Consider the following 26,416-nt stretch of genomic DNA (forward strand, 5'->3'; position numbering starts at 1 on the left):
TCCCAAGGCACATATCCGTGAGAAGTGTTTAACATTGGTTTTGTTTCCTCGCTGTAGCCGTAGCCGCTTTGAGGATCTTCAGAGAATACAGGCATTACTCTAAGCAGTCGCCCGCTTGGAAGTCCGTAAACACTCACTTGACCACTAAATCCGCCAGAGACAAAGTTGTAAAACTCATCATACTTACCGGGAGCAACATATACTTTGCTGGCTACATCGCCATCAACAGCATCTGAAGAGTCTTTAGGCTTGCAAGAAACAAAAAAAGCACAGCCCAAAGTAATGGCAAAAACTGATTTTAAAAAGTTATTTTTCATATGGTTATTATTTAGATTTCTGATTTATTTTGGAGATTATTTTACTCCATCATTCTGACGCATATATTCCAGAATACTTCTAGCTTCATCATCACTTAAACCTTGATTAGGCATTCTAATCATACAAAGCTCTAATTGAGCCTGCAATTCTGGATCTTTATCAATCATAGGATCAGGATTTGTGATAAAATTCATAATCCATTGTGGTGTTCTTCGTTCCGTTACACCTTTCCATCCCGGACCAACAAGTTTCTCATCTGTAGGTTTGTGGCATGAAGTACATTTTACTTCGGCAGCTTTAAGTCCTTTTTCTGCCATTGCTTTATCTAAGGAAGCGCCTAATTCTACAGTCGAATATTTCCCGAGTCCCCTTTGAGGATCGTATGATTCAGCTTCGGCAGTTTTTTCTGCAGGCGGCGGAGTCGAAAAATCTTCATCTGTTTTTGATTTATCCTTTCCGCAGGACACGAAAAAGAAAATGCCAAACATTGCTATTAAAAATAATTTGTTCATGTGTTTGCTTTTTTTTATTTGTTAAACTACAGGTCAAAGTTCCACAACATGTATTTCTTAAATTATGATTACGATCATACTATCCCGAAAAAGTTCATGATACCTTCGTACTCTAAAATAAACAGATGAAGTTTTTTGTTTACATATTTCTCTTTTCAGTGGTTTTCAGACCTGCGTTTCCATTTTTGGATTATGTGGTAAACTACCATTACATTGTAACTGAATTATGCGAAAACAAAAATGCTCCAGAACTAAGCTGTAATGGAAAATGTCATTTGAAAAAAGAACTGGCAAAAGCGTATAAAAATGATGTTCCTGCCTCTAATGAGAAAAAAACAGAAACAGCAGAAACAGTTGTACTATTCATAGTAAACCTTCCTGTATTTTGTTTTGAAACAGCTCACAAAACCCACTTAAAAATAAACTCAGTCTATAAAAATCTATACTCGCATTTAGACGCAGTTTCTGTTTTTCGTCCACCGGCTTTCAACTATTAATTTTTCAATGTTTTACACTTTATTTTCTCCGAAATCTACTTCGGCAGAAATCGTATTATCCTTATTTAAATTAATATTCTATGAAAACTTTAAAATACATTACCCTTTTCCTTTTAGCGATTACCTATATTTCTTGTTCTTCTGATGATGATTCTTCAACTGCAATTCCAGCTGATGAAACACTTGGACTTCAAAAAATTCAAGAATTAACAAATGACAATCATGTCGTTGAACTGTACTCAAAAAAGGGCACTTTAATTCAAGGCTACAATACCATTACAATTAGAATAAAAGACAAAAAAAGCAGCGCCTATATTACAGATGCTAAAATTGATTGGACACCAATTATGCATATGACTATGATGCAGCATTCATGTCCAAAATCAGCTGTGACCAAAACGGCAGATAAAAAAACCTTATACTCAGGTGATATTATTTTTCAGATGGCACAAAACGATAAGGAATTTTGGGAACTTAAAATTAATTATACCATCAATAATGTTGCTTATACCGTTGCAGATACGATTGCTGTAACTACATCACCAAAACGTACTGTAACCTCATTTAAAGACAATAGCGGCAACAAATATGTACTAGCTTATATCGCACCCGAAAATCCGAAAGTGGCCATAAACGATGCTGCTGTTGGACTTTATAAAATGGAAGATATGATGACGTTTACTGCGGTAAACAATTTTAAAATAAAAATAGATCCTAGAATGCCAAGTATGGGAAATCATGGATCACCAAATAACACCGATTTAGTACAATCTCAAGCGGGAGGTTTCTATAAAGGAAAACTTTCATTGACCATGACTGGATATTGGAAAATTAATATGCAGGTTTTAAATGCCTCAGATGAAGTACTAAAAGGAGAACCTGTAACAACAGAAAATCCTGCAAGCAGTCTTTATTTTGAAATCGAATTTTAAACGTTCATTATTAACAAGAAAGAGGCAATTGTAGTTGTCTCTTTCTTATAATTTATCTAGTGATGAAAAAGATAATAGTATGTATTCTAACTATTTTTTCAACAATCTGCTGGGGACAAGAACAACAAAAAGACAGTCTTTCGGCTCAAAATTTAAATGAAATTATTGTTATTGGAAAAAAAGCAGCTTTACATCAAAAACAGCCAAAATCCTTGACTTCTGTAGAAGATTATCTTCAAAAATCTACAAAAGTAAATATGATAAAAAGAGGCGCTTATGCCTGGGAACCTACAATTAACAACATGTCTACAGAACGCACTGTTATTACTATTGACGGAATGCGCATTTTTGGAGCTTGTACTGATAAAATGGATCCTATAACCTCTTATGTTGAAGTATCAAATTTATCAGAAGCTGCGGTTGCTTCTGGTCAGCAGGCAAGCTGTCATGGAACGGCAATTGGCGGCTCTATAGATCTAAAACGTTCTGTTTTTAGTCAAAATACTTTGGGATGGAATGGCAGTTTTAACACAGGTTACGAAAGCAATAATCAGCAAAAAATTATTGGAGGTTCATTGGGCTACAATAATGAAAAGTTTTACGCTCATGTTGATTTTATGCATCGTGATGCTGAGAATTATAAAGCTGGTGGAAATCAAGAAATCAATTTTTCTCAGTTTACAAAATACAACATTGCTGCAACTGCCGGATATTTTATAAATAAGAGAAATAATCTGGAAACTTCGCTAATTTATGATAACGCAACAAATGTAGGTTATCCCGCTCTGCCGATGGATGTTTCGCTGGCAAAAGCCGAAATTATGTCTTTAAGCTATCGTTATACACCCGATTCTGGTACTATTTCAAACTGGGAAACAAAGGTTTACGGAAACAGCATAACTCATAAAATGGACGATACTAAAAGACCATCTGTTCCCATTCATATGGATATGCCTGGCTGGTCTGATACCTATGGATTTTATTCTAGACTAAAAGGGAAATATAAAACACACGATTTTACGGCAGACTTAAATGCTTTTTACAACAAATCGATTGCCGAAATGACAATGTATCCTGCTGATCCCACAGAAAATTTAATGTTTATGTACACTTGGCCTGATGTACGAACTTTTTATAACGGTTTGTCTCTTGAAGATTATATTAAAATAGCATCAGAAACCACTTTGAGAATTGGAACTTCTGTTGGATTTCATTCAAATGATGTTGCAAATGATTTTGGATTGCAGAGTCTGCGTATTTTTTATCCTAAAATGGAGGCTTCAAAAAACCGTTTCTTAAAAAGTTTCTCTGCAAACTTTACTCAAAAAAAAGGCAATTTTGAATATGGTTTTGGAGGTGCTTATGCAGAAAGAGCTCCTTCTGTTTCTGAAGGTTATGGTTTTTATCTTTACAACAGCAGTGATTTTTATGATTACATAGGAAATCCATTTTTGAAGAACGAAAAAGCCCTAGAAGCCAATCTTTTACTTGGGTATAAAACAAATCAATTGAGCACAAAAATTACCGCATCATACTTTCATATTAATGATTTTATCGTAGGGCAAATTGATCCCAATATTCTGCCTATGACAATTGGAGCGTCTGGTGTAAAAAAATACGAAGCTTTAAGCTATGCCTCTATTTTTAATGCGGATTTAAATTTAGAATATTCTCTATTTGAAAACTGGCTTTTAAAAACACAGCTGGTTTATAGTTTAGGCAAAGACAATCAAGGAAACAATATTCCTTTTATAAGCCCAATACGATACAGCGCAGGAATTGACTATAAAAAACAGAATCTAAATTTAGGAATTTCGGCTTTGGGAAATCTTGCTCAAAAAGAATTTGCAGCAACATACGGTCAGACAAAAACGCCGGATTATTTGATTTTTAATTTCAATGCTGGATATGTATTTCATTACAATCAAAATTCAATAAAACTGCAAACGGGTGTAGAAAATATCTTTGATAAATATTACACCACTTTTTCAGACTGGAATAAAATTCCGCGAATGGGACGCAACGTCTTTGTTAATCTAACTTTCAGTTTTAGATAAGCCGATTTCAAACTTCGTTTTTTCCAGTTTTACGTTTGACTTTTAAAACAGAACATAAAAAAATAAAAATAATACAGTATGATTGGAATCATAGTTTGAAAATTTTGATGGCAATATATTTACGCTATTAAAATTCACAATCAAGCATCCTAAAAACTACCACTTTCATTACAAACTTCAGTTTTACCAACTGTCGCATTTCTTTAGTACAGCTTGATTTTTTCAAAAAAAACAGATTAAAAAAAAATGGATAAACAATTCTTGATACGGGAAATAAACCGCCTAAAACAGCAAAAAAATGCTGTCATTCTAGCTCATTATTATCAAAATGAAGACATTCAAGATATTGCAGATTTTGTTGGCGACAGTTTAGAATTATCCAAAAAAGCACAGGCAACCAATGCAGATGTTATTGTTTTTGCCGGAGTTCATTTTATGGCAGAAACCGCAAAAATCCTTAATCCGTCCAAAAAAGTACTGCTTCCAGATTTAAAGGCCGGCTGTTCACTCGCTGACGGCTGTGACCCGAAAGATTTTAAAATATTCAAAGAAAAATATCCAGATCATGTTGTGGTAACGTACATTAATTGTTCTGCCGAAATAAAAGCGATGAGCGATCTTGTTTGCACATCATCTAATGCAAAAAAGATAATAGGATCAATTCCTCAAAACAAAAAGATAATTTTTGCTCCCGATCAAAATCTGGGAAATTATCTAAAAAAAGAAACTCAGCGTGATTTAGTACTCTGGGAAGGTTCTTGCGTGGTTCACGAAGCCTTTTCATTAAACAAGTTAATTGAAATTTATATAAAAAATCCAACGGCAAAAATTGCCGCCCACCCGGAGTCAGAAAGTCATATTTTGAAAACGGCGCATTATATTGGCTCTACTTCGGGTATTATTAACTTTATTAAAACGGATCCTACTTCCGTTTTCATCGTGGCTACGGAGGCCGGCATTCTGCATCAACTTTCAAAAACTGTACCTGATAAGACGCTGATCCCGGCCCCATCCACAGAAGACAACAGCTGTGCCTGCAGTGAATGTGCTTTTATGAAAATTAATACCCTTGAAAAACTCCTGCAATGCCTCAGTAACGAAAGTCCAGAAATTAAAATATCTGAATCCTTAAGAGTTAAAGCTTTGCAGCCGATTGAAAGAATGCTTGAATTATCATAGAACAAAAAAACCAACAAAATGCTTAAAACTGACATCTTAATAATTGGCTCAGGTATTTCGGGACTTTTTCTAGCTATGAAAACAGCTCAAAAAAGACCCGATTTGTCAATTGTAATTATGACCAAAGAAAGTGCTCAAAGTACAAATACACAATTGGCACAAGGCGGTATTGCGGTTGTAACCGATTTGATAAAAGACAGCTTTGACCAGCACATTAAAGATACACTGCTGGCAGGCGACGGAAGCTGTGATGAAACTATTGTAAATATGGTAATTAATCAGGCGCCAGAAAGGTTAAAAGAACTTTTAGACATTGGAACTTCTTTTGATAAAGATGAGCGCGGACAGTGGAATTTGGGTTTAGAAGGCGGTCATTCTACTCATCGCATATTGCATCATAAAGACAGTTCTGGATTAGAAATTGAAAAAAAACTTCTGAATATCATAAAAGAACTTCCAAATATACAGTTACTCGAAAATCATCAAGTTATTGATTTGAATACTGAAAAAATTGAAGAAGAAAATCTTTGCACTGGTGCTTTTTATTATGATAAAAAAAGTAACTCCGTAAAATATATACAAACCAGAACTATCATATTGAGTACAGGCGGCTGCGGCCAGCTTTTTGAGAACACAACCAATCCTGAAATTGCCACGGGTGACGGTATTGCAATGGCTGCCCGCGCTGGGATCGAAATTGAAGACCTCCAATACATCCAGTTTCATCCCACCGCCTTGTTTGCCGGCAGCAAAAATCCGTTTTTTCTAATTTCAGAAGCAGTTCGTGGTTTTGGCGCTTATGTTGTTAATGAAGATCAAAAAAGATTCTTGTTTAAATATGATTCCCGAGGCGAATTAGCAACACGTGATATCGTTTCTCATGCCATTAACAGCGAAATGCTTCTATCTAATAAAAAACACGTTTATCTTGATTGTCGTCACTTAGATTCAGTCGAGTTTTACAAAGAATTTCCTGTAATTGCAAAACAATGCAATCTAGCAGGTTTAAAGCCCGAAAAAGATCTAATTCCAATTGTTCCGGCGGCTCATTATCAATGCGGCGGGATAAAAGTCGATCATAATGGTTTAACGGCAATTCAAAATCTATATGCCATAGGAGAATGTGCCCGAACAGGATTACATGGCAAAAATCGTTTAGCCTCCAATTCGCTTTTAGAAGCCTTAGTTTTTGCACATCAAGCCTCAGAACAAATAGATAAAACAATACAAAATTTTGCATTTTCATCAAAAATACCTAGTCCAAAGTTTTCCCAAGCAGACAATAGTACTACCGAAGCTTTTGCTATCCTAAAAAAAGAACTGCAAGTTTTAATTACCGTTTTTTATACCAGCGAAAATCGTGATAAAGATCATGCAGTAGAAAAAATAAAAATGCTGAAAAATGCAGCCGTTTCTCTAATCGAAAAAGACAAAATCGCAATTCCTTTTATTGAATTCAGCAATATGCTTGTCACAGCCTTAATTATCATTAAACAATGTAAAAAAATAAAAGAACCCATTCTAACTAATTGAATGATTAAAACCTCTTCAAAAAAATGGAAATAACACCAAAAAATACAATTGGCGAAATCGTGGCAGATGATTTCAGAACAGCAGCAACTTTCTCTAAATACAGTATTGATTTTTGTTGCAAAGGACACCGCACTATCGAAGAAGTATGCAAAAAAAGAGCTATTGATGAAGAGTTATTAATTGCAGAAATTGAAAGAACTCGAACAAGCGAGGCAAATCAATCATTTGATTATAAAACCTGGCCGTTGGACTTACTTACAGATTATATAGAAAAAACACATCATCGTTATGTAAAAGAAAAAACGCCGGTACTATTTCAGTTTTTAAACAAACTCTGTAATGTTCACGGCGAAAGACATCCAGAATTATTCGATATCAATTCTCTTTTTTCAGCATCAGCTGCAGATCTTTCGGCGCATATGAGAAAAGAAGAAGTTATACTTTTTCCTTTTATCCGAAAAATGAAAACGGCTCAAATAAAAGGTGATTTTCTAGAAATGCCGCATTTTGGAACTATCGAAAATCCTATCGCGATGATGAAACAGGAACATAATACTGAGGGTGATCGTTTTAAAAAAATTGCCGCTTTAACCAACAATTACTCTCCTCCTGCTGATGCCTGCAATACCTACAAAGTAACATTTGCAATGCTGGAGGAATTTGAAAACGATCTGCACAAACACATTCATATGGAAAACAATATACTGTTTCCAAAAGCTATTAGTCTCGAGAAAAAATTTGAGAAAGTTTCTTAAACATACAAAACATGGAAAAATATGTGATCAAACGTAACGGCGATTACAAACCTTTTGAAGCCTATAAAATTAAAGATGCTATTGAAAAAGCCTTTCAGAGCGTAAATCTGCCTGTTGATAAAAAGATATACAAACTGGTTTCTTTAGGTCTTGAATCAAAATATTCATGGCCGGTAGAAGAAATTCAGGACATTATAGAAAGAGTTCTTTTTGAAAATGGTTATTTTAAAACCATGCGCTCATTTATTATCTATCGCCATACCCGAAAACTGCAGCGAGAACATATTGATGGTTTCAATGACAGCACGACGTATGTCGACAGTACACAAACTATTGAAGAATATATCAACCAATCTGATTGGCGTATTAATGCCAATGCCAATACCTCCTATTCTAATGCAGGATTAGTTAATAATACCGCAGGAAAAATAATTGCGAATTACTGGCTGGATAAAATTTACAATAAGGAAGAAGGTTTTGCACATAGAAATGGTGATTTACACATTCATGATCTCGATTGTTTAACTGGTTACTGCGCTGGTTGGAGTCTCCGTGTTTTGTTAAATGAAGGATTCAACGGCGTGCGCGGTCGTGTTGAAAGCAGACCTCCATCGCATTTTAGAGAGGCGCTTGGACAAATGGCTAACTTTTTAGGAATTCTGCAAAGCGAATGGGCAGGCGCTCAAGCTTTCAGTTCATTTGATACTTATCTTGCGCCATACGTCTTTAAAGACCAGCTTAGTTACGATCAAGTTCTAAAAGCGATTCGAAGTTTTGTTTATAACCTGAATGTGCCTGCAAGATGGGGACAATCTCCTTTTACGAATATAACTTTAGATTGGATTACTCCTGATGATTTAAAAGAGCAGATTCCAACTAGAAATAACGAACATTTATTTCTAACTGCAAATGACCCAATCTTAATAAAAAAGGCAAACGAAAGAGGAGTTGCAGCTTTAACGAATTTAAAATATGCCAATTTTCAAGAGGAAATGAACTTGATTAATAAGGCTTATTATACCGTCATGACCGAAGGTGATGCAAACGGACAGCCATTTACGTTTCCAATTCCTACGGTTAATATAACAGAGGATTTTGACTGGGAAGGTGAAAATGTTGATTTATTGTTTGAAAATACAGCTAAAATTGGTTCTTCATACTTTCAAAACTTTATTGGAAGTCAGTATATATTAGATGAAAATGGCAACAGAATAGAAAATCCCGAAGCTTATAAACCAAATGCTGTTAGAAGTATGTGCTGCAGACTTCAACTTGATTTACGTGAATTATTAAAACGAGGAAACGGTTTATTTGGAAGTGCCGAAATGACTGGAAGCATTGGCGTAGTAACGATCAATATGGCTCGCTTGGGATATTTACATAAAGGGAATATTATAAAACTGTTTTATCATTTAGATGAACTGCTTCAAAAAGCAAAATCGACTTTAGAGAAAAAAAGAATCTTTATTCAAAAAATGTACGACCGAGGACTTTATCCTTATACACAACGTTATCTTCAGCATTTTAGAAATCACTTTTCAACCATCGGTGTAAACGGAATGAATGAAATGGTGCTTAATTTTACTGATGGAAAACAAGATATTACCACCAATTCTGGGATTCATTTTGCAATTGAAGTTTTAGATCATATTCGATCAAGAATGAAAGAATTCCAAGAAGAAACAGGAAACTTATACAATCTTGAAGCTACTCCTGCAGAGGGAACTACTTATCGTTTTGCAAAAGAGGATAAAAAACGTTTTCCAGAAATTTTGCAGGCAGGTCAAAATAGCAATATCTATTATACAAACAGTTCACAAATTCCTGTAGATCATACCGAAGATCCGTTTGAGGCTTTATTGCTTCAGGACGAATTACAATGTAAATATACCGGCGGAACGGTACTGCATCTTTATATGCGAGAAAAAATAAGCAGTCCAGAAGCCTGTAAAAACTTTGTGAAAAAGGTATTGACAAATTTCAAACTACCTTACATAACGGTTACACCAATTTTCAGCATCTGTCCTATTCATGGATATCTAAATGGCGAACATGAATACTGCCCAAAATGCGACGAAATTTTACTCAGCGAGAATAATCAAAAATCCGAAATATATGAAAACACAATGTCATGAAATTCTAGCACAGCAGCAAGTTAAAAGAAGCAAATGTTTAGTTTACACAAGAGTAATGGGCTATCATAGACCCGTAGAAAGTTTTAATATTGGAAAAAAAGGCGAACATCAACAACGTACCCATTTCAAGGAATCCACTATCCAATAAGGCAGTTTACAACATTACGCCCTTTACTTTATTAGATTATCCGGATAAGACAGCCTGCATTATGTGGTTTGCAGGCTGTAATATGCGGTGTTTATATTGTTACAATCCTGATATTGTTCTTGGTAAAGGAAGTATTGATTTCGAAACAGTTCTTGCGTTTCTTAAAACACGCAAAGGATTATTAGATGGTGTAGTATTAAGCGGCGGCGAATGTACCATGCATAAAAACATAATTACTTTTATAAAAAAAATTAAAGCCCTAGGTTTTACAGTGAAAGTTGATACTAACGGTTCGAAACCAAATGTTCTGAGAAAACTGATCTCTGAAAAACTGATCGATTATGTTGCTTTAGATTTTAAAAGTCTTCCAGATGCTTTTAAAGAGATTACAAAATCAAATCTATTTTTAGAATTTGAAGAAAGTTTATTACTTTTAATAGCCTCTTCAATTCAGTTTGAAGTACGTACAACAATACATTCAAATCTTATCAATAAATCAGAATTATTAAAGATGAGAACCTATCTTGAAACTCAAAATTTTGAGGGAAACTATTATATCCAGCATTTTAGAAATAATGTGCCAACACTAACATCTCTAGATCGTTCTGATCAAAAAATGAGTAGTACCGATTTTTCTGCATCAAAAGTAAAAATTGTTTTTAGAGAATAATTTCTAAAAAACGCTGCTCTTACCTTTTATCAATCCAAAACCAAAAAGCTCATGAAACTGCACCATTTTCTTTTGATAATTCATCTTATCTCAGCAACAATCTGGGTGGGCGGACATCTTGTTTTAAGCATTCGATACCTGCCTTTAGCTTTAAAGCAAAAAGACCCAGCCATTATTTTAAACTATGAGAAAAAATTTGAAGCTCTAGGCATGAGCTCTCTTCTTTTACTAATTATTACAGGAATAATGATGGCGTATGATTTTGGAGTTTCTTTTGATTCTTGGTTTAGTTTTTCCAGCGGAATCGAAAAAGTTGTTTCTGTAAAACTCTTATTATTACTCTCTACTTTTTTACTTGCACTCATTGCTCAATTTAGTGTAATACCAAATCTCAGCAAACATAATATCAATAAAATGGCAGTCCTTATTATTAGTGTTACTTTAATAGGTGTAACGATGCTTATTTTAGGATCAAGTATTCGATATGGAGGAATATAATACAAGACTTAGTTCTTAAAATTTGTCATCCCAAGGAACGAGGACACGAGCTATAGTGAACTGGCGAAGCAATCTTCGCAAGTAACTCGACATAGTAAAATACCAATCTTTGTGGAGCTTCTCGTGAAGATTCCTCGTTCCTCGGAATGACAAAAATGCGAAAGTCTTTGATAAAAGTCTAATATGGTTAGGGATTTTTTTGTCATTTCGACGTAAGGAGAAATCGCACACGAAACTCCGTAACAAAAAGCCTCAATGTTTTCAATTAATAAAAAATATGCAAGATAATGTTCGATTTTGAGCCGTCAATGATCTTTTCTAATCTTTTAAAGAAAACTTCACTTACCATAGGACAACCTTGACTGTTTGATATATAATACTCCTGCTCATCATTTGGAACTGCAGAGTACGAATGTAAAACGACAGCTCTTTTAGCCGCATTACTATTAGTTTCATCAAGTCCGCTTAATTTATAGGCTTTGCCAAACATTCCTTTATACGATTTACCTACGGAATATCTGCCTAACGAAGTACATTTAGAATTGGGTTCATTACTAAATTTCAAATCTCCTTTTACAGCCGTTTCAGATCCTGATCCATTAGCCACAAGTCCTTTATCTAAAATTTTATTGTTGGCTATATCATAAACAAAAAACCTATTGTACCCCGATTTGATTTTCATATCAACCAGAAAAACAATCTTATCATTATACCCAGAGCGATTCTTTAATAATGCTTTTACTTCAGTTAGCTGCTGTGTCAGTCTTGCATCTTCAATAATTGCAGCAGGCTTGTCGTTTACGTTTTCTACAGGAGTATTAAAAAAACTTACAATAAAGAATAGTGTTAAATTGAATATTTTCATAACAGAATTAATTAAGAATACTTTTTACTTCATAACAAATGATTCAGATCGTTCTAAATCATTTTTCTCAGCAGCAAAAATAAATGTAAACCTTAATCTAGCTAATCCTCAAACGTCTGAAAAACAACAAAATAAGACTTATTTCATTCGAGATCAAACAGTTCTATTTCCCAAAACTTAAAATAAGAACATAAAAAAAGGCCTCTAAAGGCCTTTAAAATAATAGTTTTTTATGTTTTTTTACCAGCCTTTTACAGCACCGCCTTTAAACTCGCGAATTGCAGCCTGTTCTACTTCTGGTGATTGAAAAGCTTGCAAAAACTGCTTTACTTTTTCTTCATTTTTATTGTCTTCACGGCTTACAACAAGATTTACATAAGGGGAATCTTTATCTTCCACAAACAATGCATCACGAGCAGGAACTAATCCAGCCTGAGAAGCAAATGTATTATTGATAATTGCAATCGTTACATTTTGATCGTCTAAAGCACGAGGTAATTGTGGCGCTTCTAATTCTAATATTTTCAGATTTTTAGGATTGCTTACTATATCTGTTACTTTAGGTAATAAACCGATTCCTGATTTAAGTTTCAGCAAACCATTTTTCTCTAAAAGCAATAATGAACGACCTCCATTTGTTGGATCATTTGGAATAATAACTGTGCTTTCGTTTTTCAATTCCGAAAGACTTTTTATTTTTTTAGAATAACCAGCAATTGGGTATACAAATGTTTTTCCAATTATCGCCAATTTGTAACCTCGTTGTTTAGACTGTTCGTCAAGATAAGGTTTATGCTGAAAAGCATTTGCATCTATATCTCCTTGACTCAAAGCTTCATTTGGAATTACATAATCATTAAATGAAACGAGTTCAACTTCTAGTCCGTATTTTTCCTTAGCTACTTTTTGTGCTGCCTGAGCAACAGCATATTCTGGTCCAGCTGCAACACCCACTTTAATATGATGCGGGTCATTATTTTTGCTTTTTCCGCAATTTGATAAAACTAATGACAATGCTATAATTCCACCTGCTTTAATAAAACTTTTTATATTTTTCATTCCTATGTTTTTAATTTTTACTACTTAATTTTTAATTGAAATTATCTGTGATCAAATCGTTTTGATAAAGCATCTCCAGCAAACTGAATCAAGAATACCAAGAGTACCAGTAAAGCTAATACTGAATTCATTGTTACAGCATCATAACCAATATATCCATATTGATATCCTACCTGCCCTAAACCGCCGGCACCAACTGCACCACCCATTGCAGAATACCCCACAAGTGTAATTAATGTTATAGAAGCAGCGTTTATTAATGACGGCAACGCTTCTGGAAGTAATACTTTATATACGATCTGCAAAGGAGTTGCACCTAAAGCTCTTGCGGCTTCAATTAATCCTGATGGAAGACTCAAAAGACTGTTTTCTACAAGACGGGCAATAAACGGTGCAGCACCAATACTTAATGGAACCAAAGCTGCGCTTACACCTATAGAAGTTCCTACGATTGCACGTGTAAACGGAATCATCCAAACGATTAAAATAATGAATGGAATAGAACGAAATACATTTACTAAAACAGACAATATTCTATTTAATACGGGTTGTTCTAATATTTGATTCTTTCGAGTCAGAAAAAGTAAAATTCCTGTTGGAAGACCTAGTAAAAAGCCAAAAAAGCCAGACACAAATGTCATTACTATAGTTTCCAAAGTTCCCTTTAATAATAAGTCAATAATGGATTCAGACATAACCTATGATTTCTGTTTTAATATGTTTTGAAATAAAATATTCGATAGCAGCTTTGTAATTCTCCCGTTTACCAGATAATTCAATCAGCATTACGCCAAAATTAACATCTCCCGCTTGGTCCATCTGAGCGCTTACAATTTTAAAATTAGTATCAAAAAGTCTCGAAACTTCTGAAATAACAGGCTCATTAACTGATTTTCCAGTCATTTCAAGTCTTAATAACGGATTTAAATTTCCGTTATCTTCTTTTTGTAATTTTTCAAGATAAACCGTAGGAACATCAAGATGCAATGATGATGCAATAAATTCCTTCGTTAAATCGTGTTTCGGATCTGCAAAAATTTCTCCAACACTTCCCTGCTCTATCAATTTTCCGTGACTAATTACGGCTACTTCATCACAAATTGATTTTACAACCTCCATTTGATGTGTAATTAATAAAACCGTAATATTTAAACGACGGTTTATATCTTTCAGCAAGTTTAAAATTGATCGTGTTGTTGCTGGATCAAGTGCACTTGTCGCTTCATCACACAGCAAAACTTTAGGATTATTAGCTAATGTTCTCGCAATGGCAACTCTTTGCTTTTGACCTCCAGAAAGGCTTGCAGGATAATCGTTTGCTTTTTCTGCCAAACCTACTAACTGAAGCAACTCTAAAACGCGTGTTTTTACAACTGATTTTGAAGTACCGACAAGTTCTAACGGAAAAGCAACATTCTCAAAAACAGTTCTAGAAGAAAGCAGATTAAAATGCTGAAAAATCATTCCTATTTGTCGTCTTTCAATTGCCAGTTGAGCATTTGATAACTGCATTAATGCTTTCCCGTCTACAATAATCTCTCCTGAAGTTGGTCTTTCTAAAAGATTCACACACCTAATCAGCGTACTTTTCCCTGCTCCAGAAGTTCCAATTACCCCAAAAATCTTTCCTGGCGGAACTGTAAGCGAAACATCAGATAAAGCAGTTACAATCCTGTCTTTTTGATGAAAAGTTTTAGTTACATTTTTTAATTCAATCATTTTGTCTATTCAATTTTACTTAGAATATGGAAATTTTAAATAAAAAAGCCTTTCAATTAAATCATGAAAGGCTTTTAAAATAAATATCATTATTTTTTATATACAAGCCAGATCAATAAATCTCACAGCAGTCATACAGCACATCATCATGCTGCAGCTATAATATTTTTTTCTCTGGTTATCATTTTTCATTGGTGCGGCAAATTTAAAGAGTTATTTTGAAATAAAAAGCAAAAAACATCAAAACTTTTATTAACCTATCAAAATAATAGGTTATTATGTTTTCCTTAAAGAAAACTACTCCTCATACATTTCCATCCACAATCTGGTTTCTTCAAGATCAAGTTCTTTTTCAATTTTTCTAAAAATCTCTTCATTAACAGATCCTCCTTTATGCATAACTTCAAGTTTCCCACGCTCTACATTTAGAAGATCAATCTGAAGTTTTGTAAAATCATTAAAAATCTCGCCTCCAAGCATTTTTCCATTTCCAAAAAAATTAGCCGGCAGTTCCGTTTTTTGTAAACGATTAAATTTCACTTCATATTTACTTTTAATATTGTGCAGTAAATCACCATCTAATAATGAAAAATTATCTTCAATATGAGCAATCGTTTCGGATACAATTACATTTCGAATATTATATTCCTCGGCAAGTATAGAATAACGCTCAATTTTTAGCTTCTTAATTACCCAAGGAAGCGTAAGACCTTGAATTACTAAAGTCGAAACGATGACACAAAAAACCAGATAAATAATCAAATTTCGCAGCGGAAATGCTTCCGTTTCATTCAGCATAAGCGGAAGTGCTAATGCTGCCGCCATAGAAACAACACCGCGCATTCCAGACCAGCCAAAAATAATCATATTGCGGTAGTCAAACTCCTCTTTCTGTCTAATTCGTTTACTAAGCCATCTGGGAATCAAAACGGCAGGAACTACCCATAAAAAACGAACTAAAATAACCACTGCACTAATCGCCGCTCCCCAAAGCAACAATGACGTTCCCGAATAATTACTAATTCCAGCCATAATCTGTCTCAACTGAAGTCCGATTAAAATAAAAATTAAACCATTTAAAATATTAGTTAAAACGCTCCAGATTGTCCCTGTCATAATTCGGCTTTCATGCGTAAAAATAGTTCCTGATCTCGCCGATAAATAAAGTCCTGTAGCAACAACGGCCAAAACTCCAGAACCATGAAAATGCTCTGCCAGCAAATACGATGCAAATGGTGTTAGCAGCGTAAGAGTAACCTCGATTATTTCGTCGCAAACAAATCGCTTATGAATGTAACTCATTATAAAACCAACGACTAAACCAATCGCAATTCCAATTAGCGACATCAGTACAAAATTTAATCCTGCCTGCCACAATACAAAGTTACCTGCTGTGATCGCTGTAAGTGCATATTTATAAGCCACCAGACCACTCGCATCGTTAACAAGACTTTCTCCCTCAAGAATCGCAATAAGCCTCGGATTCAATCCTAAACCCTTGGTAATAGAAGTTGCTGAAACAGCATCGGGAGGAGAAACGATTGCGCCAATTAAAAAGGCTAACGGCCAAGAGACATCTTCTATTAATTCATGTGCTGCAATTGCAACCGCAACTGTAGTAAACAAAACCAATCCAACGGCGGCTAAAGTTATTGGTCTAATGGATTGTTTAAAATCTGACCAGCTTGTGTACCAAGCGGCATGATATAACAAAGGAGGTAAAAATATAATAAACACAACTTCTGGACTAAGTGATATTACGGGAAGTCCAGGAACGATACTTATAATTACACCACAGAGAACAAGCACTATTGGAACCGGAAAATTATATCTTTTGCTTACAAGACTCAAAAAAGCGACGCCAAACAGCAGCATTATAATTACGGTAACATTTTCCATTTATTACTGATTTTTAGTGGTTTTGGATTAAATTTTCTAGTTGCTAAATTAAGATTTTATGATAATTATTAGTGGCGCTTACTAAAAAAATAATCTATTGAATTTCTATCTGAATGGAGAAGCATTGCCGTGCGCCTTTACAGGAAATATTTTATAAGTATCTCGTAGGTATATTATTCAGGAAAACTTGTTTTTACTGTCTTGCGTCATGCTGAAACAAATCTAAAGCACTATCCATTTATTGACCTATATCAAACTTTTACATTACAAACCACTTTAGATTTGCTCATTCAATTATTTCTAAAACAATTTCAAAATACAATAAAATGATTAGTACAGAATTAAGTCCGTTAGTTCAATTTGGAATTACAAGCAAAGAACGCGTAGAAAATGCTTTAGAACAGCTTAAAAGCGGAAAAGGAATTATAGTAACTGATGATGAAAATCGCGAAAATGAAGGCGATTTAATCTTTTCAGCCGAACACATTACAGTAAAGGACATGGCGCTTATGATTCGTGAATGCAGCGGAATTGTTTGTTTATGCCTTCCGAATGAAAAAGCAGATCAATTAGATCTTCCGTATATGGTAAAAGAAAACACCAGCAGTTTTCAAACGCCTTTTACCATAACAATTGAAGCAAAAAAAGGTGTCACGACAGGAGTTTCTGCTGCTGATCGAATTACAACAATTAAAACGGCTGTTGCGCAAAATGCCAAACCCGAAGACTTGGCTAGACCAGGACATATATTTCCGCTTCGTGCCAAAGATAATGGAGTTTTAGAAAGAAACGGCCACACTGAGGGAAGTGTCGATTTAATGAAATTAGCCAATTTAAAACCTGAAGCTGTTTTATGTGAATTAATGAATGAAGACGGCAGCATGGCAAAACTTGACAAAATCGTTAGCTTTGCACAACAACATGATTTAGTAGTTTTATCGATAGAAGATATTATCTATTACCGTAAATTCGTGCGAGATTACAACTAAAATGATATACGAACAGCTTGGCAATTATATTAGAAAAAGCATTGCTATTTCTGATGAAGATTTAAAAACGATATTCTCCTATTTTAAACCTTTAAAGAAAAATAAAAACGAGATACTGCTTGAACAAGGACAAACTAGTCAGCAGACTTTTTTTGTTGGTAAAGGCTGTGTCCGAATCTTTTTTATTAATGAAGAAGGAAAAGACGCGACTCGATATATTGCTTTTGAAAATCAATTTGCCACAGCTTTAGTTAGTTTTATAACCAAAATGCCTGCTGTAGAAAATATTCAGGTAATCGAAAAATCTGAATTGCTTGCGATATCACATGAAGATTTTAATCATTTGATGAAAATCATTCCGCAATGGCGGGAATTTTATAGCAATTATTTAGAGAAAGCATATGTAAATAATGCCAATCGATTAATGTCATTTACAACTATGGATGCTTTGGAAAGATACAATCAGCTTTTAAAAATCAATCCAACAATTGTAAAACGACTTCCTAATAAAATTGTGGCATCGTATATCAATATTTCGCAGGAAACGTTGAGCAGATTAAAATCTAAAGTTTAGTTTTTAATTTAAACACTTAGTCCCAAATTTTTTTCTCGTTTTTGTCATTTCGACGTAAGGAGAAATCTCCGCCAGTAACTCCGCAACAGTAAACCAATCTTTGGAGAGTTTCTCGTGGAGATTTCTCCTTACGTCGAAATGACAAATAGCAACGTTTTATTGGTACACTAAACTTTCTGGAGCTTCTGTCGAAGCCATTGATAAATAAATATGAACAAAAAAGCCGAATCTTAATTTTAGATTCGGCTTTTATTCTTTTATGATTCGCAGCTGCTGCAGCTAACCAAACTTGTTACTAATTCTTTAGAAACACTTTGGCTTCTTTGGTAGTACAAACTTTTTACTCCCAACTGCCACGCTTCTATCATTAAACGGTTTACTTCTTTAATTGGAAGTTCTGCCGGAATATTAAGATTCAAGCTTTGCCCTTGATCTACAAATTTCTGACGAATTGCCGCCTGCTGTACAATTTCAAGCTGACTGATTTCTTTAAACGTTTTAAAAACATCTTTTTCAGCTTGAGAAAGCTGTGACATATGCTGAACACTTCCGCCATTTAGCATAATTTCTCTCCAAACTTCTTCATTATCTAAACCTTTTTCTTCAAGCAGCTTTTTCAGATATTTATTTTTACGCATAAAGTTACCTTTACTTAAACCAGCTTTATAATAATTACTGCTAAAAGGTTCAATTCCCGGAGATGTCTGTCCTAAAATCGCCGATGATGATGTTGTAGGAGCAATTGCCATTGTTGTTGTATTACGTTTTCCGTAACCTTTTAACAATTCTGGTTCACCATAAATTCTAGCCAACTCCTGAGTTGCTTTATCGGCCTTATCGCTTATATGTTTGAAAATTTCTGTCGTTTTCATTTTAGCTTCCATTCCTTCAAACGGAATCATATTTTTCTGCAAATACGAATGCCATCCTAAAACACCAAGCCCAAGTGCACGATGTCTTTTTGCAAATTTATTTGCCGCAGAAAGATAATAATTCCCTTCTGTTTTTTCGATGAATTCTTGCAAAACAGCATCTAAGAAAAATATAGCCAGTTTTACAGCTTCTGTATCTTTCCATTCTTCATAAAGCTCCAAATTCATTGAAGATAAACAACAAATAAATGATTCATCGCTTGTTGACGGAAGCATAATTTCGCTGCATAAATTACTAGCGTTAATTCTAAGGTTCTTGTCTTTGTAAACTTGTGGTTTGCTTTTATTTACATTATCACTAAAGAAAATATATGGCAGTCCTTTTTGCTGACGGCTTTCTAAAACTTTTGCCCAAATTTGTCTCTTATCGCTGTCACCGTCAATCATTTCCTGCATCCAATAATCAGGAACACAAATTCCAGTAAACAGATTCTGAATAGGATTTCCGATACTTTTAATTTTCAAAAATTCCTCAATATCCGGGTGATCAATATCTAAATATGCCGCAAAAGCACCACGACGTACTCCGCCTTGCGAAATCGTATCCATTGCAGTATCAAAAAGCTTCATAAAACTTACTGCTCCGCTGCTTTTTCCGTTATCTGTTACAGCACTTCCACGCTCACGCAGTTCACCAAAATAACCAGAAGTTCCTCCTCCAATTTTGGTTTGCATAATCACTTCGCCCAGTTTATGCGTAATTCCTTCAATTTTATCTGGAACGTGTACATTAAAACAAGAAATTGGAAGTCCTCTTTCAGTTCCCATATTTGCCCAAACCGGCGAACTTATACTCATCCAGCCGCGTTCGATCATTTCAACAAAAGATTCTTTTAACTCTGGTTTGTAAAGTCTTCTGGCTGCTGCAGTACATATTCTGTCAATTGCACCTTCAACAGTTTCTCCTTTTAAAAGATAACCACGATTTAAAATTTGTTCACTCTCTGAGTTCTTCCACCACATTTTAGACCCATTTTCATTTTGCGGAAGATCATTTACTTCATTTATGTCTATTGTATTCATATGTATTTTTTGCTTTTAGAAAAGATCGTTTGCTGTTATACTTTTGTCATGTTTTGTATATTCTACAGGACGTTTAGCAAAAAAATCATCCAAACTGTTAGCAAAAACTTCTTCTTCAAACCAAGCCAAAGCTTTATAATCTTCCACTTTTACATCAAATATGGTTGGAATATTGATTTGTTTTAAACTCTCATCAATTCTAAACTTCATGAAATTAACCAAATCGCCTTTTTTGATGCTTTCAATCTCACCTTCTTCAAATATCCAATCTAAAATATCTGCTTCAACTGCAATTGAATCTTTTACTGTTTCTCTGACAAGTGTCAGCGTTTCTTCGTCAAAATAATCAGGAAACTCTTCTCTGATTTTATTGATGATATAAATTCCGCCATTAGCATGAATTTGTTCATCGATTGAAGTCCACGCGATGATATTGCTCACATTTTTCATGTAACCTTTAAATCGTGTAAATGAAAGCAAAATTGCAAACTGACTGAAAAGTGAAACGTTCTCGATTAGAATACTGAATAGTATCAGCGAAACCATATATTTTCTGTTGTCCTGCGAACGAGTATCTTTAAGTACATCTGACAAATATTCTACACGTCGGCGAATAACTGGAACGTCTAAAAGTTTCTCAAATTCATCATTGTATCCTAACACTTCAAGCAAGCGGGAATATGCCTCTGAATGTCTAAATTCGCACTCTGCAAAAGTACTGCCTAAACCATTAAATTCAGGTTTTGGAAAGTGCTCGTAAATATTTCCCCAAAAGCTTTTTACGGCTACCTCAATTTGAGCAATAGCCAATAAACTATTTTTTACTGCAGTTTTCTCTGCTGATGTTAAATGTGCATGAAAGTCTTGAGTATCAGCAGTAAAATCAACTTCTGTATGAACCCAATACGCTTTATTTATAGCTTCTGTAAATTGTAAAACCTCTGGATATTCAAAAGGTTTATAATTGACTCTTTTATCAAATATAGACATAATATATACTATTTAAGTGGTGACTAAAAAAAGATAAAAAACGAAAGTCTGAAGTGGTAATTACTTTATTTTTTATACTTACAAAATTAACCCACAGTTCTATTTTTGACCAAAGATTGATGTTAAAAAACCAATCAATTATCAACAGCCAAAAGCAGTCCAAAAAAGTGGTAAAAAAACTACTTATCAACAGGTGCATAATTTTCAGTACTTGCTGAATTATCAGCTATTTATACTAAATCTAAATAGAGTTGTCAACAATTAAAACTGAAATAATACCAAATTTTCAAAAACACTTATCAACATCTAACTCCAAATTTTGCCTTCAAAATCTGTTATTTAACAAAATACAAACGCCAATAATTCACAAAAAAAGCATGTTCCTTTTTCAAATTAAAAAACAAAAAAAAGCCATTCACATTATAAAAAAATAAAACATAAAAAACTCTTTATCAAATATTTAAACCATAAAAAACCAAAAACCTATAGATCAATTTAAACCAAAATATAATATTGATATCTAAGCCTTCTAAAAACGATAATCGATCGTTTTTCAAAAGCGTCTAAAAAGGCAACATTAAAAAATCATTAGAATTATTTTTTTTGGCATCAATAAAACTTGATTTAAAACTATAAATCTTTACATTTGTCCTTTATTTTTATTTATTCTAAATAGATCATTATCCCCATATATAAAGGGACGTTAAACAACAATAATAAATTATGAAAAAGAATCTTTTTATTTCATTGGCTTTAACAGCTGTTTTGTTTGTTAATGCACAGCAAAAAAACACTTTACTAGAGCAATCTTTCTGGAAAAACTCACCTGACGTAACTGTAGTAAAAGCAGAAATAGCAAAAGGCAGTAATCCTGCAGAAGCAAATGCAAATGCTTTTGATGTTACCACTTTAGCTATTAACAATGATGCTCCTATTGCAACCATCAAATTCTTATTAGAGCAATCTGGGAATCCAATAAATAAAATGACTCATGATAACCGTATTTACCTGCATTGGGCTGCCTATAGAGGTAATACAGAATTAGTACAATATTTAATTGCAAAGGGTTCTGATGTAAATTATGAAGACAGTCATGGCACTACTCCTGTAGATTTTGCAGCATCAAATGGTCAATCTGATCCTGCTTTGTACGAAGCTTTTTTTAAAGCTGGAGTTAATCCGAAGAAAAAATACCAAGGCGGTGCTAACTTATTACTTTTAGCTATTCCTGCTGATAAAGATCTTAAAGCAGCGGAATACTTTACTACTAAAGGAATGTCTCTTAAAGATGTTGATAACGACGGAAACACTGCTTTTACTTATGCAGCAAGAACAGGAAACATTGATCTTTTAAAGAAACTTTTAGCAAAAGGTGTAAAACCAACTGATAATGCTTTACTTTTTGCAGCTCAAGGAAGTCGTAGAGAATCTAACACTCTTGAAACTTATAAATATTTAGTTGAAGAAGTAAAAATCAAAGCAACTGCAGAAAATAAATCAGGTGAAAATGTACTTTATTTCTTGGCTGGAAAACCAAATCAAACTGAAATTGTAAAATACTTTTTAAGCAAAGGTGCTGATGCTAATAAAGCAAATAAAGAAGGTACGACTCCGATAATGATCGCGGCTTCGGCAAGAGACACTTCTATATTAGAATTATTACTTCCGCTTGCAAAAAATGTAAATTCTCAAAACCTAAAAGGAGAATCGGCTTTAACTTATGCTGTGCGTTCAGGAACTCCTGAAGCTGTATCTTTATTATTAAGCAAAGGTGCTGATGTAAATGTTACTGATAAAGACGGAAACAATCTAGGGGTTTACCTTGTTCAATCTTACAGACCAGCTGGAAGAGATAGAGAGGCTGCGCCAAAACAAGATCCTTTTGATGCTAAAGCAAAATTACTTCAAGATAAAGGGTTAAATTTAGCTGCTGCTCAAAAAGACGGTAATACTTTATATCATTTAGCAATTCCAAAAAATGATATTTCTCTACTTAAAAAAATAACGGACTTAAAAGTGGATGTAAATGCTAAAAACAAAGATGGTTTAACAGCTTTACACAGAGCGGCTATGGTTGCAAAAGATGATTCTATTCTAAAATATCTTGTTTCTGTTGGTGCAAAAAAAGAGGTTACCACAGAATTTGATGAAAGCGCTTACGCATTAGCAAAAGAAAACGAGTCGCTTACAAAAAACAACATTTCAGTAGAATTTTTAAAATAACTCTTAAAAGTTTTGAGTTTTGAGTTGTAAGTTTGTGTATAGATTTTCTTTATATCAAACAGAACTTAAAACTCAAAACTTATAATTCATAACTCATAATAACTCATATTTCAATGAAATCAATACTTAAAATCGCTCTTACAGGCGCTCTTATCTGCCTAATTTCATTTCAGGCAAACGCACAAACAAGCAAATACAAATGCATGCTTCAAATGGCTAATTATATGGGCGAAGGAGCTTATATTGTGGTATCACTTGTTAATGCTAACGGCGACTACGAAAAAACTCTTTATGTAATGGGAGACGATAAAAAATGGTATAAATCGTTAAAAGAATGGAATAAATTTCAAACTAAAAAAAACGAAGATATTAGTTCCAAAACAGGTGCTTCTGTAACTGGCGGAGATCGCAGCATAACAACAATAGAAATTGAAAACTCTAAGATAAACAAAGGTTACAAATTAAGATTTGAATCAGCTGTTGAAGATCAAAAATACTTTGTAAGCGATCTTGAAATTCCTCTTACTACTGAAGGTTTAGCCGCAAAAACAGATGGTAAAGGGTATATCAGATACGTGAGACTGAATAAAATATAATTCAAGCAAGTAACTTGCTTAAAATTCAAGCTTTGTTAAGGTTCTAAACTTTGACAAAGCTTAAAACATTTGATTACATTTCAATAGATTACACTCAATGACTCTTTCATTCTGGCGTTACGCACATTTGGCCTTAGCCCTATTTTCTTCGATATTTCTGCTTTTAGCTTCTGTGACAGGTACTATTCTTGCCGTTGATGCTGTACAGGAAAAAACACTTCCGTACAAAGTCGAAAATTTTGATGTGATAACCTTAGAGCAAACGCTGCCGGCATTAAAAAAAACATATCCAGAAATTACAGAATTAAGTGTCGATTATAATCAATTTGTAACGCTTCAGGCAATTGATGAAGATGGAAATGATATTAATGCTTATATAGACCCAAGAACAGGTAAAACTTTAGGAACACCTGCAAAAAAAAGTGAATTTATTCAATGGATAACTGCTTTTCATCGTTCTTTAAACCTGCATGAAGCAGGGCGTTTTTTTGTTGGTGTTATTTCTTTTTTATTAGTCCTGATTTCTATTTCCGGTTTTGCTCTTGTTTTAAACAGACAAAGAGGAATTCGTAATTTTTTCTCCAAAGTCATTAAAGAATACTTCGCGCAGTATTACCATGTGATTTTAGGGCGATTGACTTTAATTCCGATTTTGATTATAGCATTAACAGGGACTTATTTAACGCTTGAAAGATTCAACTTTTTCATGGGCGATAAAAAAGCCAAACCTGTAAAAACGGAACTTTCGGCAGAAGCTAAAAAAACTTCAATCTTTAAAAGCACACTTCTTTCAGATGTAAAGAAAATCGAATTTCCGTTTACTGATGATCCTGAAGAGTACTATATCATAGCATTAAAAAATAAAGAAATTGAAGTAAACCAAGTTACAGGAGCCATAATTACAGAAAAACAGTCGCCAATTACTGCTCAATTTGCCGATTTGAGCCTTGATCTTCATACAGGGCGAATTAATGCTGTTTGGGCTGTAATATTAGCCATTGCTTGTATTAATATTCTATTCTTTATTTATTCTGGTTTTGCGATTACTTTAAAACGCAGATCAAGCCGAATCAAAAACAAATTCAAAGCGCACGAAAGCAATTACATACTTTTAGTTGGTTCTGAAAACGGAAGTTCTTTTAGATTTGCAAATGCAATTCATAAACAATTAATAGATCAAGGACAAAAAGCTTTTATTACAGAATTGAATAGTTTTTCGATTTATCCAAAAGCAGAACATATTATAGTTTTCTCTTCAACACATGGTTTAGGAGATCCGCCATCAAATGGAAATAAATTTAAAGCCTTACTGCAAAAACAAAATCAAGAGCAAAAAATTAAGTTTTCAGTAGTTGGTTTTGGTTCTACTGCTTATCCTGATTTTTGCAAATTTGCTGTTGAAATCGATCAGCTTTTAGAAAATCAAAACTGGACAGAACGCGTTTTAGAAATGCAGACTGTAAATGATAAATCGGCTGTGGAATTTGTAAACTGGGCAAAATTATGGAGCGCCGAAACTGGAATTCCTTTAGCCACAACACCTTCTTTATACAATCATGTTCCAAAAGGTTTACAGAAATTAATGGTTTTAGATAAAACCGCAATTTCTGAGGAAGAACATACTTTTCTTGTAACATTACGTGCTAATATGCGCGCCAAATTTAACTCTGGCGATTTATTAGCCATTTATCCTGCTAATGACACACGAGAACGTCTCTACTCGATTGGAAATCATTCTGGAAACATACAATTAGTTGTAAAACTACATCCGCACGGATTGGGTTCTGGTTATCTTAATGATCTTACTCCTGGAAATGTAATTAAAGCTAGAATTATAAATAATAAAGCTTTTCATTTTCCAACAAAAGCTCCAAAAGCGGCTTTAATATCAAACGGAACTGGTATTGCTCCTTTTCTAGGAATGATTGAGCAAAACAAGAAAAAAACCGAAACACATTTGTATTGCGGTTTTAGAATGGAGACAGAAACTGTAACGGGTTACAAAAAGTTTACAGATGAAATGATTGGGAAACAAAAGCTGTCAAGTTTTCATTTGGCATTTTCACGAGAAGCAGAACATATTTATGTAATGGATCTTATAAAAAGAGATGCTGTATTTTTTGTAGATTTACTAAAACAAGGCGGCGTAATTATGATCTGTGGTTCACTTGCCATGCAAAAAGATGTTGAAACCATTCTTGATGAATTGTGTCTGGTAAATGGAACCAAAGATCTCCTGCATTATAAAAATAACGGACAAATATTAACGGATTGCTATTAGTTAATTGATAATTATAAATTGTTAATGGTTAA

The 26,416-nt window shown here is 34.0% G+C and carries 23 protein-coding genes and 1 pseudogene; 15 read left to right on the top strand and 9 right to left on the bottom strand.

Translation table 11 applies throughout. From position 1 onward, the window contains the following. Both BOW55_RS04395 and BOW55_RS04400 read right to left on the bottom strand, forming a co-directional pair. A pseudogene (locus BOW55_RS04395) lies at positions 1-317 on the bottom strand (nitrous oxide reductase); the annotation flags it as partial. A 36-nt stretch (positions 318-353) separates the two neighbouring features. Next, positions 354-830 carry a cytochrome c family protein gene (locus BOW55_RS04400; protein WP_129023135.1) on the bottom strand — a complete coding sequence of 159 codons (477 nt, stop codon included), beginning with the start codon at positions 828-830 and terminating at the stop codon, positions 354-356. Positions 831-955: 125 nt separating this feature from the next. Here BOW55_RS04400 and BOW55_RS04405 point away from each other — a divergent pair, with 125 nt between their 5' ends. The 10 genes from BOW55_RS04405 to BOW55_RS04450 all read left to right on the top strand — a co-directional run bounded on the left by BOW55_RS04405 (position 956) and on the right by BOW55_RS04450 (position 11,234). Continuing rightward, positions 956-1,327: a hypothetical protein gene (locus tag BOW55_RS04405; protein WP_241686470.1), complete on the top strand. Its 372-nt coding sequence runs from the start codon at positions 956-958 to the stop codon at positions 1,325-1,327. 80 nt (positions 1,328-1,407) lie between these two features. Further along, the gene (locus BOW55_RS04410; RefSeq protein ID WP_129023136.1) at positions 1,408-2,259 is read left to right on the top strand and encodes a hypothetical protein; all 852 of its coding nucleotides are present in this window, start codon (positions 1,408-1,410) and stop codon (positions 2,257-2,259) included. Between the two features lie 62 nt (positions 2,260-2,321). Further along, a complete protein-coding gene (locus BOW55_RS04415; protein ID WP_129023137.1) occupies positions 2,322-4,316 on the top strand; it encodes a TonB-dependent receptor domain-containing protein in 1,995 nt (664 codons plus the stop codon). A 246-nt stretch (positions 4,317-4,562) separates the two neighbouring features. After that, positions 4,563-5,495 carry a quinolinate synthase NadA gene (gene nadA, locus BOW55_RS04420; RefSeq protein WP_129023138.1) on the top strand — a complete coding sequence of 311 codons (933 nt, stop codon included), beginning with the start codon at positions 4,563-4,565 and terminating at the stop codon, positions 5,493-5,495. Positions 5,496-5,513: 18 nt separating this feature from the next. Further along, positions 5,514-7,028 carry an L-aspartate oxidase gene (gene nadB, locus BOW55_RS04425; RefSeq protein ID WP_129023139.1) on the top strand — a complete coding sequence of 505 codons (1,515 nt, stop codon included), beginning with the start codon at positions 5,514-5,516 and terminating at the stop codon, positions 7,026-7,028. A gap of 23 nt (positions 7,029-7,051) precedes the next feature. Then, positions 7,052-7,783, top strand: coding sequence for an iron-sulfur cluster repair di-iron protein (gene ric / locus BOW55_RS04430; RefSeq protein WP_129023140.1), 732 nt, complete (start codon positions 7,052-7,054; stop codon positions 7,781-7,783). Positions 7,784-7,794: 11 nt separating this feature from the next. Further along, a complete protein-coding gene (locus BOW55_RS04435) occupies positions 7,795-9,918 on the top strand; it encodes a ribonucleoside triphosphate reductase (RefSeq protein ID WP_129023141.1) in 2,124 nt (707 codons plus the stop codon). Further along, positions 9,899-10,066, top strand: a complete 168-nt coding sequence (nrdD, locus tag BOW55_RS21645) for an anaerobic ribonucleoside-triphosphate reductase (protein WP_123872374.1) — start codon at positions 9,899-9,901, stop codon at positions 10,064-10,066. The genes BOW55_RS04435 and nrdD overlap by 20 nt, the downstream gene beginning before the upstream one ends. Beyond that, a complete protein-coding gene (locus BOW55_RS04445) occupies positions 10,008-10,736 on the top strand; it encodes an anaerobic ribonucleoside-triphosphate reductase activating protein (protein WP_241686471.1) in 729 nt (242 codons plus the stop codon). The genes nrdD and BOW55_RS04445 overlap by 59 nt, the downstream gene beginning before the upstream one ends. A 51-nt stretch (positions 10,737-10,787) precedes the next feature. Next, positions 10,788-11,234, top strand: a complete 447-nt coding sequence (locus BOW55_RS04450) for a CopD family protein (protein ID WP_129023142.1) — start codon at positions 10,788-10,790, stop codon at positions 11,232-11,234. 265 nt (positions 11,235-11,499) lie between these two features. On the opposite strand, the gene BOW55_RS04455 is transcribed toward BOW55_RS04450, so the two are convergent. From BOW55_RS04455 to BOW55_RS04475, 5 genes are all read right to left on the bottom strand, one after another. Next, a complete protein-coding gene (locus tag BOW55_RS04455; RefSeq protein ID WP_129023143.1) occupies positions 11,500-12,099 on the bottom strand; it encodes a murein L,D-transpeptidase catalytic domain-containing protein in 600 nt (199 codons plus the stop codon). 240 nt (positions 12,100-12,339) lie between these two features. Then, positions 12,340-13,158: a methionine ABC transporter substrate-binding lipoprotein MetQ gene (gene metQ, locus BOW55_RS04460; RefSeq protein WP_129023144.1), complete on the bottom strand. Its 819-nt coding sequence runs from the start codon at positions 13,156-13,158 to the stop codon at positions 12,340-12,342. A 41-nt stretch (positions 13,159-13,199) separates the two neighbouring features. Next, the gene (metI, locus tag BOW55_RS04465; RefSeq protein WP_089054837.1) at positions 13,200-13,853 is read right to left on the bottom strand and encodes a methionine ABC transporter permease MetI; all 654 of its coding nucleotides are present in this window, start codon (positions 13,851-13,853) and stop codon (positions 13,200-13,202) included. Further along, positions 13,846-14,877: a methionine ABC transporter ATP-binding protein MetN gene (metN, locus tag BOW55_RS04470; protein ID WP_129023145.1), complete on the bottom strand. Its 1,032-nt coding sequence runs from the start codon at positions 14,875-14,877 to the stop codon at positions 13,846-13,848. The genes metI and metN overlap by 8 nt, the downstream gene beginning before the upstream one ends. 297 nt (positions 14,878-15,174) lie before the next feature. After that, positions 15,175-16,776, bottom strand: a complete 1,602-nt coding sequence (locus BOW55_RS04475; protein ID WP_129023146.1) for a Na+/H+ antiporter — start codon at positions 16,774-16,776, stop codon at positions 15,175-15,177. Between the two features lie 326 nt (positions 16,777-17,102). Between BOW55_RS04475 and ribB the strand changes: the two genes are divergently transcribed. Further along, positions 17,103-17,765, top strand: coding sequence for a 3,4-dihydroxy-2-butanone-4-phosphate synthase (gene ribB / locus BOW55_RS04480; RefSeq protein ID WP_129023147.1), 663 nt, complete (start codon positions 17,103-17,105; stop codon positions 17,763-17,765). 1 nt (position 17,766) lies between these two features. Beyond that, a complete protein-coding gene (locus tag BOW55_RS04485; RefSeq protein WP_206733586.1) occupies positions 17,767-18,339 on the top strand; it encodes a Crp/Fnr family transcriptional regulator in 573 nt (190 codons plus the stop codon). Between the two features lie 257 nt (positions 18,340-18,596). On the opposite strand, the gene BOW55_RS04490 is transcribed toward BOW55_RS04485, so the two are convergent. Together BOW55_RS04490 and BOW55_RS04495 are read right to left on the bottom strand one after the other, a co-directional pair. Continuing rightward, positions 18,597-20,294: a ribonucleoside-diphosphate reductase subunit alpha gene (locus BOW55_RS04490; RefSeq protein ID WP_129023148.1), complete on the bottom strand. Its 1,698-nt coding sequence runs from the start codon at positions 20,292-20,294 to the stop codon at positions 18,597-18,599. Positions 20,295-20,309: 15 nt separating this feature from the next. Then, positions 20,310-21,284 carry a ribonucleotide-diphosphate reductase subunit beta gene (locus tag BOW55_RS04495; RefSeq protein ID WP_129023149.1) on the bottom strand — a complete coding sequence of 325 codons (975 nt, stop codon included), beginning with the start codon at positions 21,282-21,284 and terminating at the stop codon, positions 20,310-20,312. Between the two features lie 723 nt (positions 21,285-22,007). Here BOW55_RS04495 and BOW55_RS04500 point away from each other — a divergent pair. The 3 genes from BOW55_RS04500 (at position 22,008) to BOW55_RS04510 (ending at position 26,384) form a co-directional block, all read left to right on the top strand. Beyond that, entirely contained in the window at positions 22,008-23,507 is a 1,500-nt protein-coding gene (locus BOW55_RS04500; protein ID WP_129023150.1) for an ankyrin repeat domain-containing protein, read from the top strand. 113 nt (positions 23,508-23,620) lie between these two features. After that, a complete protein-coding gene (locus BOW55_RS04505; RefSeq protein WP_129023151.1) occupies positions 23,621-24,103 on the top strand; it encodes a DUF2271 domain-containing protein in 483 nt (160 codons plus the stop codon). 97 nt (positions 24,104-24,200) lie between these two features. Then, positions 24,201-26,384 carry a PepSY domain-containing protein gene (locus BOW55_RS04510; RefSeq protein WP_129023152.1) on the top strand — a complete coding sequence of 728 codons (2,184 nt, stop codon included), beginning with the start codon at positions 24,201-24,203 and terminating at the stop codon, positions 26,382-26,384. Positions 26,385-26,416: the final 32 nt, after the last annotated feature.

It is taken from the genome of Flavobacterium sp. YO12, from assembly GCF_004119495.1.
Classification (GTDB): domain Bacteria; phylum Bacteroidota; class Bacteroidia; order Flavobacteriales; family Flavobacteriaceae; genus Flavobacterium.

Excerpts from the sequence above, each read along its gene's own strand:
- BOW55_RS04400 (WP_129023135.1), bottom strand. The coding sequence starts at position 830 with ATGAACAAATTATTTTTAATAGCAATGTTTGGCATTTTCTTTTTCGTG.
- BOW55_RS04405 (WP_241686470.1), top strand. The coding sequence starts at position 956 with ATGAAGTTTTTTGTTTACATATTTCTCTTTTCAGTGGTTTTCAGACCT.
- BOW55_RS04410 (WP_129023136.1), top strand. The coding sequence starts at position 1,408 with ATGAAAACTTTAAAATACATTACCCTTTTCCTTTTAGCGATTACCTAT.
- BOW55_RS04415 (WP_129023137.1), top strand. The coding sequence starts at position 2,322 with ATGAAAAAGATAATAGTATGTATTCTAACTATTTTTTCAACAATCTGC.
- nadA (WP_129023138.1), top strand. The coding sequence starts at position 4,563 with ATGGATAAACAATTCTTGATACGGGAAATAAACCGCCTAAAACAGCAA.
- nadB (WP_129023139.1), top strand. The coding sequence starts at position 5,514 with ATGCTTAAAACTGACATCTTAATAATTGGCTCAGGTATTTCGGGACTT.
- ric (WP_129023140.1), top strand. The coding sequence starts at position 7,052 with ATGGAAATAACACCAAAAAATACAATTGGCGAAATCGTGGCAGATGAT.
- BOW55_RS04435 (WP_129023141.1), top strand. The coding sequence starts at position 7,795 with ATGGAAAAATATGTGATCAAACGTAACGGCGATTACAAACCTTTTGAA.
- nrdD (WP_123872374.1), top strand. The coding sequence starts at position 9,899 with ATGAAAACACAATGTCATGAAATTCTAGCACAGCAGCAAGTTAAAAGA.
- BOW55_RS04450 (WP_129023142.1), top strand. The coding sequence starts at position 10,788 with ATGAAACTGCACCATTTTCTTTTGATAATTCATCTTATCTCAGCAACA.
- BOW55_RS04455 (WP_129023143.1), bottom strand. The coding sequence starts at position 12,099 with ATGAAAATATTCAATTTAACACTATTCTTTATTGTAAGTTTTTTTAAT.
- metQ (WP_129023144.1), bottom strand. The coding sequence starts at position 13,158 with ATGAAAAATATAAAAAGTTTTATTAAAGCAGGTGGAATTATAGCATTG.
- metI (WP_089054837.1), bottom strand. The coding sequence starts at position 13,853 with ATGTCTGAATCCATTATTGACTTATTATTAAAGGGAACTTTGGAAACT.
- metN (WP_129023145.1), bottom strand. The coding sequence starts at position 14,877 with ATGATTGAATTAAAAAATGTAACTAAAACTTTTCATCAAAAAGACAGG.
- BOW55_RS04475 (WP_129023146.1), bottom strand. The coding sequence starts at position 16,776 with ATGGAAAATGTTACCGTAATTATAATGCTGCTGTTTGGCGTCGCTTTT.
- ribB (WP_129023147.1), top strand. The coding sequence starts at position 17,103 with ATGATTAGTACAGAATTAAGTCCGTTAGTTCAATTTGGAATTACAAGC.
- BOW55_RS04485 (WP_206733586.1), top strand. The coding sequence starts at position 17,767 with ATGATATACGAACAGCTTGGCAATTATATTAGAAAAAGCATTGCTATT.
- BOW55_RS04490 (WP_129023148.1), bottom strand. The coding sequence starts at position 20,294 with ATGAATACAATAGACATAAATGAAGTAAATGATCTTCCGCAAAATGAA.
- BOW55_RS04495 (WP_129023149.1), bottom strand. The coding sequence starts at position 21,284 with ATGTCTATATTTGATAAAAGAGTCAATTATAAACCTTTTGAATATCCA.
- BOW55_RS04500 (WP_129023150.1), top strand. The coding sequence starts at position 22,008 with ATGAAAAAGAATCTTTTTATTTCATTGGCTTTAACAGCTGTTTTGTTT.
- BOW55_RS04505 (WP_129023151.1), top strand. The coding sequence starts at position 23,621 with ATGAAATCAATACTTAAAATCGCTCTTACAGGCGCTCTTATCTGCCTA.
- BOW55_RS04510 (WP_129023152.1), top strand. The coding sequence starts at position 24,201 with ATGACTCTTTCATTCTGGCGTTACGCACATTTGGCCTTAGCCCTATTT.